This is a genomic window from Shinella yambaruensis, assembly GCF_022899355.1.
GTDB lineage: Bacteria > Pseudomonadota > Alphaproteobacteria > Rhizobiales > Rhizobiaceae > Shinella > Shinella yambaruensis.
Genome location: NZ_JALJCK010000011.1, coordinates 158,138 through 171,501, shown reverse-complemented (window position 1 = coordinate 171,501; position 13,364 = coordinate 158,138). Strand labels below are relative to the sequence as shown.

Genomic DNA, 13,364 nt, shown 5'->3' with positions numbered 1-13,364 from the left:
GTGAGATGGAGAACGCCGTGAAACGAGAAGAGCGCAGGCAGGAGATCATCAATCTTCTGGTCGAAAGCCGGGCCGTCGAACTCGACGACGTCGCGGCACGCTTCGGCGTCTCCAAGATGACCATCCACCGCGACCTCGACGATTTGGAACGAGCAGGCGTGCTTCGGAAAGTGCGCGGCGGTGCGACGATCGATGCCGGCACCCAGTTCGAAAGCGATTTCCGCTTCCGCGAACTGCAGGAGGCCGACGTCAAGCGGGCGCTGGCCGAGGCTGCCGCGGAACTGGTCGAGCCGGGCATGACGGTGATGATCAACGACGGCTCGATGGCCTCGGTGCTCGGCGACGTTTTGTGCGCGAAGAAGCCGATCACCCTCATCACCAACAACGCCGCCATCCTGGAACGCGCCAAGGGCATTTCCGGCGTGACGCTGATCGGCCTCGGCGGCGTCTTCTCGGCGAAGTTCAACGCCTATTTCGGCATCGTGACGGAAGAGGCGCTGTCGCGGCTGCGCGCCGACATCGCCTTCGTCTCGGCCCCGGCCGCCTCGGGGCGCCTCTCCTATCACATGGACGAGGCCGTGGTGCGGGCCAAGCGGGCGATGATGGCGGCGAGCCGGCAGAAATGCCTGCTGATCAACAGCCGCCGCTTCGGCCACACGGCGCTGCACGTGCTCGCCGACCTTGCCGAATTCGACACGGTCATTTCAGACAAACCCCTGCCGCACGACACCGCCGCGGAACTTGGCGGCCGGACGACGATCAGGATCGCAAAGGAGACGACGTCATGAGCCGCACATTCTGGGTCGGCACGAGCTGGAAGATGAACAAGACGCTGGCGGAGGCAACGGTTTTCGCCGAGGGGCTGAAAGCCGCCGATAGCGGCCGCGAACCCCGCATCCAGCGTTTCGTCGTCCCGCCCTTCACCGCCGTGCGCGAGGTCAAGGCGCTCCTTGCCGGCACCTCGGTGAAGGTCGGCGCGCAGAACATGCACTGGGCAGACGAAGGCGCCTGGACCGGCGAGATTTCGCCGGTGATGCTGAAGGACTGCAATCTCGATCTCGTCGAGCTCGGCCATTCCGAGCGCCGCGAGCATTTCGGCGAAACGGACGAGACGGTCGGCCTGAAGACCGAAGCTGCCGTGCGCCACGGCCTCGTACCGCTGATCTGCATCGGCGAAACGCTCGCCGACCGCGAAGGCGGCCATGCGACCGAGGTTCTCGCCCAGCAGGTGCGCGGCGCGCTCTCGCGGCTCGACACCACGCAGAAGCAGGCGGACATCCTGCTCGCCTACGAGCCCGTCTGGGCGATCGGTGAAAAGGGCATCCCGGCAAGCGCGGACTATGCGGATGCCCGCCATGCCGAGATCGCCGAGGTCGCGGAAAAAGTCCTCGGCCGCCGCATTCCCTGCCTCTACGGCGGCTCGGTCAACCCTGAGAACTGCGAGGAACTGATCGCCTGCCCCAATATCGACGGGCTCTTCGTCGGTCGCTCAGCCTGGAAGGTTGAAGGCTATCTCGACATCCTGGCGCGTTGCGCCGCCACCATCTGAAAGGAGACTTCCCATGAAACTCGCAATTGCCGGTGACAGCGCGGGCGAAGGCCTCGCCAAGATTCTCGCCGATCACCTGAAGGACCGCCATGAGGTGCACGAGATCTCGCGCACCGATGCCGGCCCGGACGCATTTTACGCCAACCTCTCCGACCGCGTCGCCTCCGCCGTCATCGCCGGCGACTACGACCGCGCGATCCTCGTCTGCGGCACCGGCATCGGCGTCTGCATCTCGGCCAACAAGGTGCCCGGCATCCGCGCCGCACTGACGCACGACACCTATTCGGCCGAGCGCGCCGCGCTGTCCAACAACGCCCAGATCATCACCATGGGCGCGCGCGTCATCGGCTCGGAACTGGCAAAGTCCATCGCCGACGCCTTCCTCGCCCAGACCTTCGACGAGAACGGTCGCTCGGCCGGCAATGTCCAGGCGATCAACGAGGTCGACGCCAAGTACAACGCCGGCAAGTAAGCCGAGCGCGAAAGCGGAATGCGGCCCGGCCGCGTTCCGCTCTTTTGTAGGAAAGAGCTAACCGAGCGCCGCCCGGAGCTTGCTCGGCGGCGGCGGGGCGTAACCGCCGAGGCGGGATGTACGCAGGTTGAGGCCGGCCATGGCCTCGGCCAGCCTGACCGCGCAGGTGACGCCGTCGAGCACCGGCAGACCATGCTCGCCGGCAAGATCGTTCGCAAGGCTCGCCATGCCGGCGCAGCCGAGCACGATCGCCTCCGCGCGATCCTCGGCGACGGCAAGACCGATTTCGGCGCTGATCTTCTGGCGCGCATTGGAGCCCGGCTGCTCCAGTTCCAGCACCGCCACTTCCGAGGAGCGTACACGGGCGCAACGAGCCGAAAGGCCGTAGCGCGAGAGATTGTGCTCAAGCGCCGGCACCGAGCGGGCGAGCGTCGTGACCACCGAGAACTTGTTCGAGATCATCGAGGCGAAGTGATAGGCCGCCTCGCCGATGCCGATCACCGGCCGATCGGTGAGGCAGCGCGCCGCATCGAGCCCGGTATCGTCGAAACAGGCGATGACGACGGCATCGCAATCCGGATTGTCCTTGATGACACCGAGCAGGCCGGCAAGGCTCATCGCCTCGTCGAAATAGCCTTCGATCGAGACCGGCCCCTTCACCGGGTTGACGGCGACGATCTCGGTTCCGGCAGAGGCGGCGCCGCGCGCCGCCTTGCCGATATGGTCCGTCATCGATGCTGTGGTGTTGGGGTTGATGACGAGGATTTTCATGTCAGAGTTCGCCTCCGAGATAGGCAGCCTTGATGCGGTCGTCGTTCATCAGGTCCCTGGAATTGCCCGACAGCGCGATCGACCCGGTGGAAAGCGCATAGGCGCGATTGGAGATGGACAGCGCCATGCGGCTGTTCTGCTCGACGAGGAGGATGGAGACCTTCTCGTCGCGGCTGATGGCGACGATGGCGCGGGCGATGTCCTGCACCAGCTTCGGCGCGATGCCGAGCGACGGCTCGTCCAGCAGCAGCAGCTTCGGGCGGGCCATCAGCGCGCGGCCGATCACCATCATCTGCTGCTCGCCGCCGGACATGGTGTTCGCCTGCTGGTGATAACGTTCGCGCAGGCGCGGGAAACGCGTCAGCACGTTCTCCAGCGTCTGTTCGATCTCCGCCTTGTCGGTGCGGGTGAAAGCCCCCATCAGAAGGTTGTCCTTCACCGACATCAGCGGAAAGGCGCGGCGGCCCTCGGGCACCATGGAAATGCCCTTGCGCACCACATCGGACGCGGGGGTGCCGTCGAGGCGCTGGCCCTGGTAGAAGATCTGGCCGGACTTGACCGGCCGGAGCCCCGTGATCGCCCGAAGGATCGAGGATTTGCCCGCCCCGTTCGCGCCGATCAGCGCGACGGTTTCGCCCTCGTCCACATCGATGGAGACGCCCTTCAGCGCATAGATGTGGTCGTAGTAGAGTTCGATATTCTCAACGCTCAATATCTTCGTCATGGCTTACATCCCGATCGCCGCATCTTCGGAGCCGAGATAGGCTTCGATCACCTTCTCGTTCTCGCGGATTTCCTGGGGGGTGCCCTCGGCCAGCTTCTGGCCGAAGTTGATGCACACGATGCGGTCGCTGATCTTCATCACAGCGGGCATGTCGTGCTCGACGAGAAGCACGGTGACGCCGCGCTCATCGCGCAGGCGCCGCACGAGGCCGACCATCTTCATCGTCTCGTCATGGTTCATGCCGGCGAAGGGTTCGTCGAGCAGGATGACCTTCGGATCGGTGGCAAGGCCGATGGCCATGCCGAGCGCGCGCAGATGCCCCTGCGGCAGGTTGGAGGCGAGCTCGTTGCGGATGGCCTGGAGGCCGAGGAAATCGACGATGTCGTCCGCCGAGGCCGCGAACGCCGCCTCGTCGTCCTTCGCCTGCTTCGTGCCGAGGAAGAAGCCGAAGAGGCTCGCCCTCGAGCGCAGGTGATGGGAGACGATGATGTTCTCGCGCACCGTCATGGAGCGGAAGATCGTCGTTTCCTGGAAGGTGCGCACGACGCCCATGCGGGCCACCTTGTGCGGGGCGAGGCTGGAGATGCGCTCCCCGTTGAAGAGCACCTCCCCGCTGGTCGCCGGCACGAAGGAGGAGATCAGCTTGAACAGCGTCGATTTTCCCGCGCCGTTCGGGCCGATCACCGAGAGGATCTCGCCCTTGTTGACGTCGAAGGAGACGTCGTTGACCGCCGTCAGGCCGCCATAGCGCTTGGTGATGTTCTTGATCTGCAGGATGGTGCTCATGCGCGACCCTCCTTCTTGTCGAGAAGGCTGAGAACCCCGTTCGGCAGGACGAGCATGAGCAGGATCATGACGCCGGAATAGACGAGGAGCTGGTATTGCTTGGCGATCGACAGGAGGTCCCAGCCGAAATAGAGCAGCAGCGTGCCGAGCATCGGGCCGAAGACATAGCCGAGGCCGCCGAGGAAGCAGTAGAGCATGAAGTTCACACTGTCGGCGACCACGAAGGAGGACGGATAGATCGACTGGGCGATGGAGGCGAACATGGCCCCGGCAATACCGCCGAAGAACGAGGAGATCGCATAGGCGAGCACCCTGAGATAGGCGGTGTTGACGCCGATCGAGGCCGAAAGCTCCTCGTTCTGCTGGAGGCTGCGGCACAGATGCCCGAGCCGCGAGTTCACGATGCGCCAGAGCACCAGATAGGTGACGACCATCAGCACGACGGCCATCATGTAGAAGCCGATGCGCGGATTGGAGAGCGAGCCGAAGGCCGGGATGATCGTCAGGCCGAAGAAGGAAAGCTCGCCCGGCAGCGGGATCGAGGTGATGCCCTTGGCACCGTTGGTGACCGGCAAGGCGAGCGCGGAAAGGCGCGCGACCTCCGTCAGCACCAGCGTCACCATGGCGAAGTAGACGCCGCGAAGACGCAGGATCGGCAAGCCGATCACCACCGAGATGGCGGCGCAGAAGAGGCCGGCCAGCGGCAGCGTCAGCCAGAAGGAGACGCCGGCTTGCGTGACCAGGATGGCCGACACATAGCCGCCCACAAGCGCATAGGCGCCCTGGCCGATATTGATGCGGCCGATATAGAAGGTGAGCCAGACGCCGGCCGCCCCGACGGAGAGGAGCGCGACCGAGGTCAGCGTATAGAAGAAATCGACGCGACCGGTGGCGCCGATGAACAGCGGCACGAGCACGAAGACGGCGAGAAGGAAGACGGCGAAGCCGAGCAGTTTTTTCGTGTCCATGATCTCAACCCCACGGCTTGCCCATCAGCCCCTGCGGGCGGACGGCCAGGAACACCATCAGCGAGGCGAAGATCACGAGATAGGTGATGTCGCCATAGGCCGAGAGCACGGTGAGACCGACGCTCTCCATCATGCCGAGGATGAAACCGCCGGCGATCGCCCCGGAAATCACGCCCGCGCCGCCGATCATGATCATCAGGAAGGCCTTGATCGAGGTCGGGCCGCCCATGCCGAGATTGACGCCGGTGATGGTGACGAGCAGGCCGCCGACGAGGCCGGCCAGCATCGCGCCGAGCGCAAAGCCGATCATCGAATAGCGGGCGACGTTCACGCCCATCAGCTGGGCGGCCATCTTGTCCTGCGCGAGCGCCCGCATGGCGCGCCCGGTCTTGGAGTAGTTCATGAAGGCGATGAAGGCCACGATGAGCAGGATGGCGAGCACGCCGATCAGGATGCGGTCATAGGGCATGATGATGCGCATGTCCCAGTTGAAGACGCCGTTGACGATCTTCGGCACGCCGCGCTGCTTTTCCCCGAAGAACAAGAGGATGACGGCATCGAGGAAGAAGGCGACGCCCGCGGCGAGCAGCATGGTCGATTCATCGCGCTTGGAGCGGCGGACGACCGGCGCAAAGAGGAATTTCTCGATCGCCGCGCCCATGACCGCAAGGACGATCGCCGAGGCGAAGAGGCCGACGATGAACGGCAGGCCGAGCTGGACGACGACGGTATAGGTGACGAAGCCGCCGAAGACGTACATCTGCCCGTGGGCGAAGTTCAAGACGTTCATCAGCGAGAAGATCAGCGTCAGCCCGAGGGCGATCAACGCATATTGCGCCCCGAGGTAGAGACCATTGGCGATTATCTGTTCCATCGTGAGCCTCCAATGGAAGAAGGTTCAGGCAAAGAGAGACCCGGCCCGACGACTTGGCGCCGTCCGGGTCCCCATCTTGAAAGTGCCTAGGCTCCGATCAGTCGACCTGGCCGACGAACAGCGTCTCGAACTTGCCGCCCTTGTACTCGTTCACGACGAGCGGCACCGAGACCTGGCGCTTCTGGCCGAAGGAGGTCGTGCCGACATATTTGAGCTTGGCGTCGCCCTTCATGAAGGGGTTGGCGGCCTCGAACGTGTCCATGGTCTTCTTGTACTCCTCGACATTGTCGATCGCCGCCGGGTTCGCCTTCAGCGTCTCGATGATATATTCGAGCGCATAGACCTTGGTGTTGGACTCGTCATTGTATTCGCCGAACATCTTCGTGTAGCGCTCGACGAATTCGTTCATCGCGTCGCTGGCAAGCTCCGGCGTCGATGCGCCGCCGACCGAGATGAAGCCCTCGGCAAGCTCGCCCGCCCCTTCGGCAAGCACGGTCGCATCCTGCGCCGTTTCCGTGGAGATGAGGCCGGTATAGCCGAGTTCGCGCGCCGAGCGGATGAGCTGCGGCGCATTGGCCGGCGAGACGCCCGAAAGCACGAGCAGATCGGGCGAGGCCTGGATGACCGGCAGCAGCACCGGCGTGAAGTCGGTGGTGTCCACCTGGTAGGTCACGTTTCCGGAAACCACCTCGAGGCCGAGCGCCTGCGCCGCCGCAATGCCGGATTCACGCTGGCTGAGCGGGTCGGATTCGTTGGCCGCGACGAAGGCGACCTTCTTCACACCCTTGTTTTCCATGAGATATTTGTAGATGGCCGGGCCCGACTGGTAGTTCGCCACCATGCCGAGGATCGCGTTGGACGCCGGCGGCGTGTAGAGCTCCTTCGGGAAGGCGTAGGGGAAATACATGATGCCGTTCTGCTCGGCGACCGGGCGGACCGCGGCCGCGCCGTCATCGACGTTCGGGCCGACGACATAGTGCACGCCGTCCTGCGCCATCTTCTCCATGCCGGCGATGGCACGCTTGGGGTCCTTCTGGTCGTCGAAGGGCACGATCTCGATATTGTAGGTCTTGTCGCCGATCGTCACGCCGCCGAGCTCGTTCAGCCAGGCCGCGCGCGCCTCCATCGAGCGCTGGTTGGAAATGCCCCAGGCCGCTGCGGGGCCGGAGGTGACGCCGACGAAGCCGATCTTCAGCGTGGCGTTCTGCGCATAGGCCATCAGCGGCAACGACAGCATGGTCGCTGCGGCAAGAGCGGAAACTTTCAGGAATGTGCGCTTGTGCATGATTGTTCTTCCTCTGGGCCATTGATCTGTTTTTGATAGGCGCATGGGCCGCAAGGTGCGGCGCCAATCGGCCTTGGCAGAGGCATTGAGCGCATTGTTAACGATCTTGTCAAGTGGTTGTGAACAAGACGTGTTGAGCGGTGTCGACGAAATCGGCGCTTGTTGGTCAACCAAATCAGCCTTATTTAGAGGCTGTGCAACAGACTGCGCATGTCAGGGTGAGTTCGGTGGTTGATGTAGGCAGGGAAAATCTGATGGAAGCGGAGGAGGTCGACGAGAGCGATATCGTCGATCGCATTTTCGAAGCGGTCATCGAACAGAGATTGCCGCCGGGCACGAAGCTTTCCGAATCGGCGCTATGCGAAGCCTTCGGCGTCGGGCGCATGCGCATTCGCCGCAGCCTGCTGCTGCTGGCGAGCCGCGAGGTCGTGGAGCTGCATGCCAATCGCGGCGCCTTCGTCGCCTCGCCGACGCCCGAGCAGGCCCGTGAGGTCTTCGAGGCCCGCCTCGCGCTGGAGCCGAACATCGCCCGCCTCGCCGTCCAGCGTGCGAGCGAGGCGGACATCGCGGCGCTGACCCGCCATCTGGAAATGGAATATGTGGCACACAAGGAGCGCCATCGCCACGACGCGATCCGCCTGTCCGGCCAGTTCCACACCTTGCTGGCGCAGATCGCCGGCAATGCCATCCTCATCCGCACGATGAAGGAACTGGTGACCCGCACCTCGCTGATCATCGGCCTTTTCGGCGCGCCCGGCGTCAGCAATTGTCGTGACGACGACCACGCCGCCATTGTCGGCGCCCTCCACACGCGGGATGCGGAAAAGGCGGCCTGGATGATGACGCTGCACCTCCGCCACATCCAGGACCATCTGGAAGCCGGCGCCAAGACCTCCGACAGCGTCGATCTCATGGCCCTGTTCGGCAAGGCCTGACCCAGAGCAGGTTCTCCGAGGAAGAACAGGTCGGCCGCAAGCCCGTTCGTCGGCCCGACATGCTTTCCAACCGCGAGCGGCCGGTCGTCAGAAGTGTTCGGCAACCCATGGCGGCGGGCCGGCGAAGATGCGGTCGGCAAGGGCAACAGCTTCCGCCGTGCCATCGGCATGACCGGCCCTTTGCAGGAAACTGGCCGGACGGAAACCGGAGAACAGGCTGGGGAACTGGGCCTCCTCGATCGTCAGGACCGGCCCTCCATCGCCATCGGCCGTGCAATGCGCTGTGCCATCGCGAAGGGCAAGATGCAGGACCTGACGTTCCGCCCCCTCTATCGCCAGCGTCAACTCGCCTTCATCACAGGCATAGCCGCGCGCCGTCAGCGCGGCCGCCGGCTCCAGCACACGCAGCAGAAACTCCTCCTGGTGGACCAGCGACCAGCCCTTGTCCGGCATGGCGAAGATGAGGGCATCCTGCGGGGCGCCGTGCCAGCGCACCTTGCGATAGACCGTCGAGAAGGTGCCGATGAATTTCAGGATCTGCCGGGCCGCCGCGCCGTTCAGCGCGGCCCAGTCGCGAACATCAAGGACGTTCTCGTCCGACGTGTCGATTACCACGTAAGCTGTATCCTCGTCGAAGACGAAGACCGAGGGGATGCTCGCCGTCTCGTCGAGGCGGGCATTCCAGTGGGCATCGTGGCGGTCCAGCAGGCCGGACTGCGGGCGGCAGGCACGCCGGTAGATGGGCTCGAGCACGGCGCGCGCCTCGCCAAGCGATACACGGCGGCAGCGGATGTCCTGCCGGATCTTGTAGAATTCCGACGTCTCGGCCTCGTAGATCATCTCGTGACCCGCAAGGTTGAAGCCGGAGCGGCGATAGACCGGCCGCGTCGAGGCGAAAAGGCTGGCGAGCAGCGCCCCGCCCTTGCGGGCGTCCTCGCAGGAGAGATCCAGGATGCCGGCGGCAAGGCCGCTGCCGCGAAACTCCGGCTGGATGGCGACATGGGCGATGTTGGCCGCAGGAACCACCCGGCCGCCGAACCAGTGGCCGCAGGAAATGACCGCCCAGACCGCGGCCGGCTGCCCGTCGCTCTCAAGGACACGGAAACAATCGAGGCCCGTCATCTCGACATAGCGGCGGGTGCACGCCTCGTCGAAGGCGAAGGCGAGGCGATAGGCGTCGATGATGAACGGCAGGTCTGCCGCTGCGGCCTTGCGAACCACCATGGTCGGTTTCTCCTTCTGTCGGCGACCGGTCTTAGCGACCCGCGCCCGAAAATGCGATACGGGCCATATCCGCGACCCCGAGGATACCGGCCCGAACGCCGAGTTCGGCGCGGCAGACCGGCACCGGCGCAACGGGGCCGAGCGGCGGCATCAGCGCACGCACCCGGTCGATGACCCCTTCCGCAAGGCCGATGCCGCCGCCGAGAACGATGCGCGGCGGATCGAGCGCCAACTGGATGTTGCGGCACAGGCGCGCGACGCGCCGCGCGGAGGCCGCAACGATATCCATCGCCCATGCTTCCCCCATTGCGGCGCTGGCAAAAACCTGCCGCGCATCCGCCGCCTGTCCGTGACGCCGGGCTTCGGCCGCCATCCAGCGCCCGGAGACGCGATCCTCAAGAAGGTCGCCATCCTCGCCTTCGGTCGTCAGTCCGAAATGCCCGGCGAGCCCCTCCCGCAGACGGCCGTTCAGCACGATGCCGCCGCCGATGCCGGTGGAAATGGTCAGGAAGACGAGATCCTCGCCCTGCCCCGCCCCGAGCGCATGTTCGCCCCAGGCGGCGGCCTGCGCATCGTTGACGGCGATGGCAGGGCGGGAAAACAGCGCCTCGACCCGCGAAACGAGCGGATAATCCGGCGGGATACCGAGGGTCGCCGGATTCATCGCCGACCACCGGCCATCCCGCACGAAGCCCGTGACGGCAAGGCCGATGCCGGAAAACCGCCCGCGCCAGGGCCCTGCCGCGACAAGGGCCGCCTCCAGCCAGCGATCCGGTCCATCCTCCCGCCTGGTGGGAACCGTCACCTCGCCCACCACGCCGGATGCACGAACGAGCGCGACCAGCGTCTTGGTGCCGCCGATATCGACCGCGAGGATTGCCTTGTCGTCCGTCATGCTCATCTTTCCGGCTTCACCCGAAGCCGTTGCGCATTTGTGCTGAAACCGCCCTAGCCAATCAGCCGCCCGGCGGCCGCGTCGAAGACCGAAACCTTTTCCGCCGCAATCGTGACCGGCACGACGGACCCCTGGGCGACGCTCCCGGTCTCCATGCGGGCGACCAGCGAATGACCGTGAAGCGACAGCGTCACATTGTCCTCCGGCCCGGTGGATTCCACCATCTCGACGCGCGCCTCGATAGCCGGCTGCCCCTCGCGCGCAAGGCGGATATGTTCCGGCCGGATGCCGAGCAGGACGTCGCCCTTCGCCACGGTTCCTTCCGGCAGGGCAAGCGGCAGCGACCAGCCCTTCCGGTCGTCGAAGGCCGGCCTGCCATTCGCAAGCACCAGGTCGCCAGGCACGAAATGCATGGCGGGCGAGCCGACGAACTTCGCCACGAAGAGATTGGCGGGACGGTGATAGATCTCGTAGGGACTGCCGATCTGCTGTACCTCGCCCTTGTTCATCACGACGATCTTCGTGGCCAGCGTCATCGCCTCGATCTGGTCATGGGTGACGTAGATCATCGTCTTGCGGATGCGCTCGTGCAGCTGCTTGATCTCCGCCCGCGTCTCGACGCGCAGGGTGGCGTCGAGATTGGAGAGCGGCTCGTCGAACAGGAAGATTTTCGGCGCGCGGACCAGCGCCCGGCCGATCGCCACGCGCTGGCGCTGGCCGCCGGAGAGCTCGCGCGGCTTCCGCTCCAGGAGCGGTTCGATCTGCAGGAGTCGCGCCACCTCGGCGACCTTCGTCTCCTTTTCCGCCGCGCTGGCGCTGCGCATGCGCAGCGGGAAGGCGATGTTCTGCCGCACCGTCATGTTCGGGTAGAGCGCATAGGACTGGAACACCATGGCGATGTCCCGCTCGCGCGTCGGCACCGCCGTCACATCGCGGCCCTCGATCTCGATCAGGCCGCCGTCGATCGGGTGCAGGCCGGCGATGGCGTGCAGGAGGGTCGATTTTCCGCAGCCCGAGGGGCCGAGCAGCACGACGAAATCGCCCTCCTGCACCTCGATGTCGATGCCCTTCAGCACGCTGACGCTGCCATAGGATTTGCAGATGCTCTTCAGCAGCAGGGATCGCTTCATTGTGTCTGTTCCCGTCATCGTTCTATCCCTTGATGCTACCGAGCGACATGCCGCGCACCACCTTGCCCTGGACCAGCATGCCGAGCACCAGCATCGGCAGCATGACCAGCGCCGCCGCCGCCGTCAGCGGCCCCCATTGCACGCCTTGGAAGGTGAGGAACGAGGTGATGCTGACCGGCAGGGTCTGCGTATCGCGCCCCGTCAGGACAAGCGCGATGAAGAATTCGTTCCAGGTGAAGAGCACGCACAGGATGAAGGTGGCGACGATGCCGCCGAGTGCCACCGGCAGGAAGATCTCGCGGAAGATGGTGAATTCACGCGCGCCGTCAACCTTCGCCGCATCCCTCAGTTCCCGCGGAATATCCTCGAAGAAGGTGATGAGCAACGAGATTGCGAAGGGGATGTTGACGAAGGCATAGACGCCGATGACGATCCAGTGGTTGTTGAGCAGCTTCATCTGCGCCGCCAGGAAATAGGTCGGGATGATGAAGATCAGCGGCGGCGCGATGCGAAGGCTCAGGATGAACTTCTCGTTCTGCCGCTTGGTCGGCTCGTCCTGCGCCACCAGCCCATAGGCGACCAGCGCGCCGACGCCGACCGAGATCACGCTCGCCGAAAGCGAAATGACGACGCTGTTGAAGAAGGCACGGATGAAGACGCCGTTGTTCAGCACCTTGGCGTAGTTCTCGAAGGTCGGCGCGAACAGCCAGACCGGCGGCATGGCGAAGGCGTCGCGCTGGGTCTTCAGCGAAGTCGCGATCACCCAGTAGAGCGGAAACAGCACGCAGAGAAGAAGAACGGCGAGCGCAACCCAGAGCACGATCCGGCGCATCAGGTCTCTCCTTGCTTGGGCGCCTTGAAGGCGAGGTTGTAGAGCAGGAGCAGCGCGACATTGGTGAGGATGGTCAGCACCAGGGCGATGGTCAGTGAATAGGAGATGTCGAAATTGGTAAAGGCGGAGATGTAGCCGTAGAGGTTGAGCGTCTCCGTCGACAGCGCCGGCCCGCCGCGGGTCATGATGTAGAAGATGTCGAAGGCTTTCACCGCATCGATGGCACGGATGAGCGCGACAACCATGAGCGCCCGCTTCAGCGCCGGCAGCGTGATGAACCAGAGCACCTGCCATTCCCGCGCGCCATCGACGCGGGCGGCGTTCTGCGGGTCGCCCGGCAGGGATTCGAGCGAGGCCATGGTGAGCAGCACCACGAAGGGCGTCCATTGCCAGATATCGGCCATCAGCAGCGAGAAGAGCGCAACATTCGGATTGCCGAGCCAGTCGACCGGGCCGAGGCCGATGGTGGAGAGCAGGTAGTTCATCATGCCGTTGGAAGGATCGAGCAGGAAGCGCCAGGTGAGGCCCACCACGACGGGCGTCATGACGATCGGCACCAGCAGGATGCCGCGCACGATGCGCTTGCCGAGGAATTCGCGATCCACCAGAAGCGAGATCGCAAGACCCAGCGCCACTTCGATGACCGTCGCCGCGACGGTGAACAGCACCGTGCGCCCGAGCGCATTGATGGCGCGGCCGTCGAACAGCAGCCGGACATAGTTGTCGAAGCCGATGAAGCTCTCCTGCCCCGGGCGAAGCAGGCTGATATTGTGCAGCGTCAGCCACAGCACATAGACGGTCAGGATGACCGAGACCGAGCCGAACAGAAGGACGATCGGACGGTAGAAATAGGTGGTCGCATCCTTCATGGCGCCGCTCCCCGCAAGGCCGGCCATGCCCGGCGAACCGGGCATGGCGC

The 13,364-nt window shown here is 64.7% G+C and carries 15 protein-coding genes; 4 read left to right on the top strand and 11 right to left on the bottom strand.

Features of this window, described 5'->3' with window-relative positions; genetic code table 11:
* The first annotated feature begins 17 nt into the window (after nucleotides 1-17).
* The 3 genes from MUU56_RS24180 to derI are packed head-to-tail and all read left to right on the top strand — an operon-like array spanning nucleotide 18 to nucleotide 2,021.
* The gene (locus tag MUU56_RS24180; RefSeq protein ID WP_244769827.1) at nucleotides 18-788 is read left to right on the top strand and encodes a DeoR/GlpR family DNA-binding transcription regulator; all 771 of its coding nucleotides are present in this window, start codon (nucleotides 18-20) and stop codon (nucleotides 786-788) included.
* Nucleotides 785-1,549: a triose-phosphate isomerase gene (locus MUU56_RS24175; RefSeq protein ID WP_244769826.1), complete on the top strand. Its 765-nt coding sequence runs from the start codon at nucleotides 785-787 to the stop codon at nucleotides 1,547-1,549. Before MUU56_RS24180 ends, MUU56_RS24175 begins: the two co-directional genes overlap by 4 nt.
* A gap of 13 nt (nucleotides 1,550-1,562) precedes the next feature.
* Complete coding sequence (gene derI, locus MUU56_RS24170; protein WP_244769825.1) at nucleotides 1,563-2,021, top strand: D-erythrulose-4-phosphate isomerase; 459 nt, start codon at nucleotides 1,563-1,565, stop codon at nucleotides 2,019-2,021.
* 57 nt (nucleotides 2,022-2,078) lie between these two features.
* Here the strand turns inward: derI and MUU56_RS24165 are convergent, their stop codons facing one another.
* The 6 genes from MUU56_RS24165 to MUU56_RS24140 all read right to left on the bottom strand — a co-directional run bounded on the left by MUU56_RS24165 (nucleotide 2,079) and on the right by MUU56_RS24140 (nucleotide 7,429).
* Nucleotides 2,079-2,792, bottom strand: a complete 714-nt coding sequence (locus MUU56_RS24165) for an aspartate/glutamate racemase family protein (RefSeq protein WP_244769824.1) — start codon at nucleotides 2,790-2,792, stop codon at nucleotides 2,079-2,081.
* A 1-nt stretch (nucleotide 2,793) separates the two neighbouring features.
* The gene (locus MUU56_RS24160) at nucleotides 2,794-3,516 is read right to left on the bottom strand and encodes an ABC transporter ATP-binding protein (protein ID WP_244769823.1); all 723 of its coding nucleotides are present in this window, start codon (nucleotides 3,514-3,516) and stop codon (nucleotides 2,794-2,796) included.
* Between the two features lie 3 nt (nucleotides 3,517-3,519).
* Entirely contained in the window at nucleotides 3,520-4,302 is a 783-nt protein-coding gene (locus MUU56_RS24155; RefSeq protein ID WP_244769822.1) for an ABC transporter ATP-binding protein, read from the bottom strand.
* Nucleotides 4,299-5,270, bottom strand: coding sequence for a branched-chain amino acid ABC transporter permease (locus tag MUU56_RS24150; protein WP_244769821.1), 972 nt, complete (start codon nucleotides 5,268-5,270; stop codon nucleotides 4,299-4,301). Before MUU56_RS24150 ends, MUU56_RS24155 begins: the two co-directional genes overlap by 4 nt.
* A gap of 4 nt (nucleotides 5,271-5,274) precedes the next feature.
* Nucleotides 5,275-6,144, bottom strand: a complete 870-nt coding sequence (locus MUU56_RS24145) for a branched-chain amino acid ABC transporter permease (RefSeq protein WP_244769820.1) — start codon at nucleotides 6,142-6,144, stop codon at nucleotides 5,275-5,277.
* Between the two features lie 97 nt (nucleotides 6,145-6,241).
* Nucleotides 6,242-7,429, bottom strand: coding sequence for an ABC transporter substrate-binding protein (locus MUU56_RS24140; protein WP_244769819.1), 1,188 nt, complete (start codon nucleotides 7,427-7,429; stop codon nucleotides 6,242-6,244).
* Nucleotides 7,430-7,683: 254 nt separating this feature from the next.
* On the opposite strand from MUU56_RS24140, the gene MUU56_RS24135 reads away from it, so the two are divergent.
* Nucleotides 7,684-8,364 carry a GntR family transcriptional regulator gene (locus tag MUU56_RS24135; protein ID WP_244769818.1) on the top strand — a complete coding sequence of 227 codons (681 nt, stop codon included), beginning with the start codon at nucleotides 7,684-7,686 and terminating at the stop codon, nucleotides 8,362-8,364.
* An 87-nt stretch (nucleotides 8,365-8,451) separates the two neighbouring features.
* On the opposite strand, the gene MUU56_RS24130 is transcribed toward MUU56_RS24135, so the two are convergent.
* The 5 genes from MUU56_RS24130 to MUU56_RS24110 are packed head-to-tail and all read right to left on the bottom strand — an operon-like array spanning nucleotide 8,452 to nucleotide 13,359.
* Entirely contained in the window at nucleotides 8,452-9,588 is a 1,137-nt protein-coding gene (locus MUU56_RS24130) for a GNAT family N-acetyltransferase (RefSeq protein ID WP_244769817.1), read from the bottom strand.
* A gap of 31 nt (nucleotides 9,589-9,619) precedes the next feature.
* Nucleotides 9,620-10,483, bottom strand: a complete 864-nt coding sequence (locus MUU56_RS24125; RefSeq protein ID WP_244769816.1) for an ROK family protein — start codon at nucleotides 10,481-10,483, stop codon at nucleotides 9,620-9,622.
* Nucleotides 10,484-10,536: 53 nt separating this feature from the next.
* Entirely contained in the window at nucleotides 10,537-11,631 is a 1,095-nt protein-coding gene (locus tag MUU56_RS24120; protein ID WP_244769815.1) for an ABC transporter ATP-binding protein, read from the bottom strand.
* A gap of 4 nt (nucleotides 11,632-11,635) precedes the next feature.
* Nucleotides 11,636-12,445 (bottom strand): carbohydrate ABC transporter permease, encoded by an 810-nt coding sequence (locus MUU56_RS24115; RefSeq protein WP_244769814.1) that lies wholly within the window; start codon nucleotides 12,443-12,445, stop codon nucleotides 11,636-11,638.
* Nucleotides 12,445-13,359 carry a carbohydrate ABC transporter permease gene (locus tag MUU56_RS24110; RefSeq protein ID WP_244769813.1) on the bottom strand — a complete coding sequence of 305 codons (915 nt, stop codon included), beginning with the start codon at nucleotides 13,357-13,359 and terminating at the stop codon, nucleotides 12,445-12,447. Before MUU56_RS24110 ends, MUU56_RS24115 begins: the two co-directional genes overlap by 1 nt.
* Nucleotides 13,360-13,364 lie beyond the last annotated feature (5 nt).

Bases quoted from the DNA above. Each gene is read 5' to 3' on its own strand.
- MUU56_RS24175 (WP_244769826.1), top strand. From the start codon at position 785: ATGAGCCGCACATTCTGGGTCGGCACGAGCTGGAAGATGAACAAGACG.
- derI (WP_244769825.1), top strand. From the start codon at position 1,563: ATGAAACTCGCAATTGCCGGTGACAGCGCGGGCGAAGGCCTCGCCAAG.
- MUU56_RS24165 (WP_244769824.1), bottom strand. From the start codon at position 2,792: ATGAAAATCCTCGTCATCAACCCCAACACCACAGCATCGATGACGGAC.
- MUU56_RS24160 (WP_244769823.1), bottom strand. From the start codon at position 3,516: ATGACGAAGATATTGAGCGTTGAGAATATCGAACTCTACTACGACCAC.
- MUU56_RS24155 (WP_244769822.1), bottom strand. From the start codon at position 4,302: ATGAGCACCATCCTGCAGATCAAGAACATCACCAAGCGCTATGGCGGC.
- MUU56_RS24150 (WP_244769821.1), bottom strand. From the start codon at position 5,270: ATGGACACGAAAAAACTGCTCGGCTTCGCCGTCTTCCTTCTCGCCGTC.
- MUU56_RS24145 (WP_244769820.1), bottom strand. From the start codon at position 6,144: ATGGAACAGATAATCGCCAATGGTCTCTACCTCGGGGCGCAATATGCG.
- MUU56_RS24140 (WP_244769819.1), bottom strand. From the start codon at position 7,429: ATGCACAAGCGCACATTCCTGAAAGTTTCCGCTCTTGCCGCAGCGACC.
- MUU56_RS24135 (WP_244769818.1), top strand. From the start codon at position 7,684: ATGGAAGCGGAGGAGGTCGACGAGAGCGATATCGTCGATCGCATTTTC.
- MUU56_RS24130 (WP_244769817.1), bottom strand. From the start codon at position 9,588: ATGGTGGTTCGCAAGGCCGCAGCGGCAGACCTGCCGTTCATCATCGAC.
- MUU56_RS24125 (WP_244769816.1), bottom strand. From the start codon at position 10,483: ATGACGGACGACAAGGCAATCCTCGCGGTCGATATCGGCGGCACCAAG.
- MUU56_RS24120 (WP_244769815.1), bottom strand. From the start codon at position 11,631: ATGACGGGAACAGACACAATGAAGCGATCCCTGCTGCTGAAGAGCATC.
- MUU56_RS24115 (WP_244769814.1), bottom strand. From the start codon at position 12,445: ATGCGCCGGATCGTGCTCTGGGTTGCGCTCGCCGTTCTTCTTCTCTGC.
- MUU56_RS24110 (WP_244769813.1), bottom strand. From the start codon at position 13,359: ATGCCCGGTTCGCCGGGCATGGCCGGCCTTGCGGGGAGCGGCGCCATG.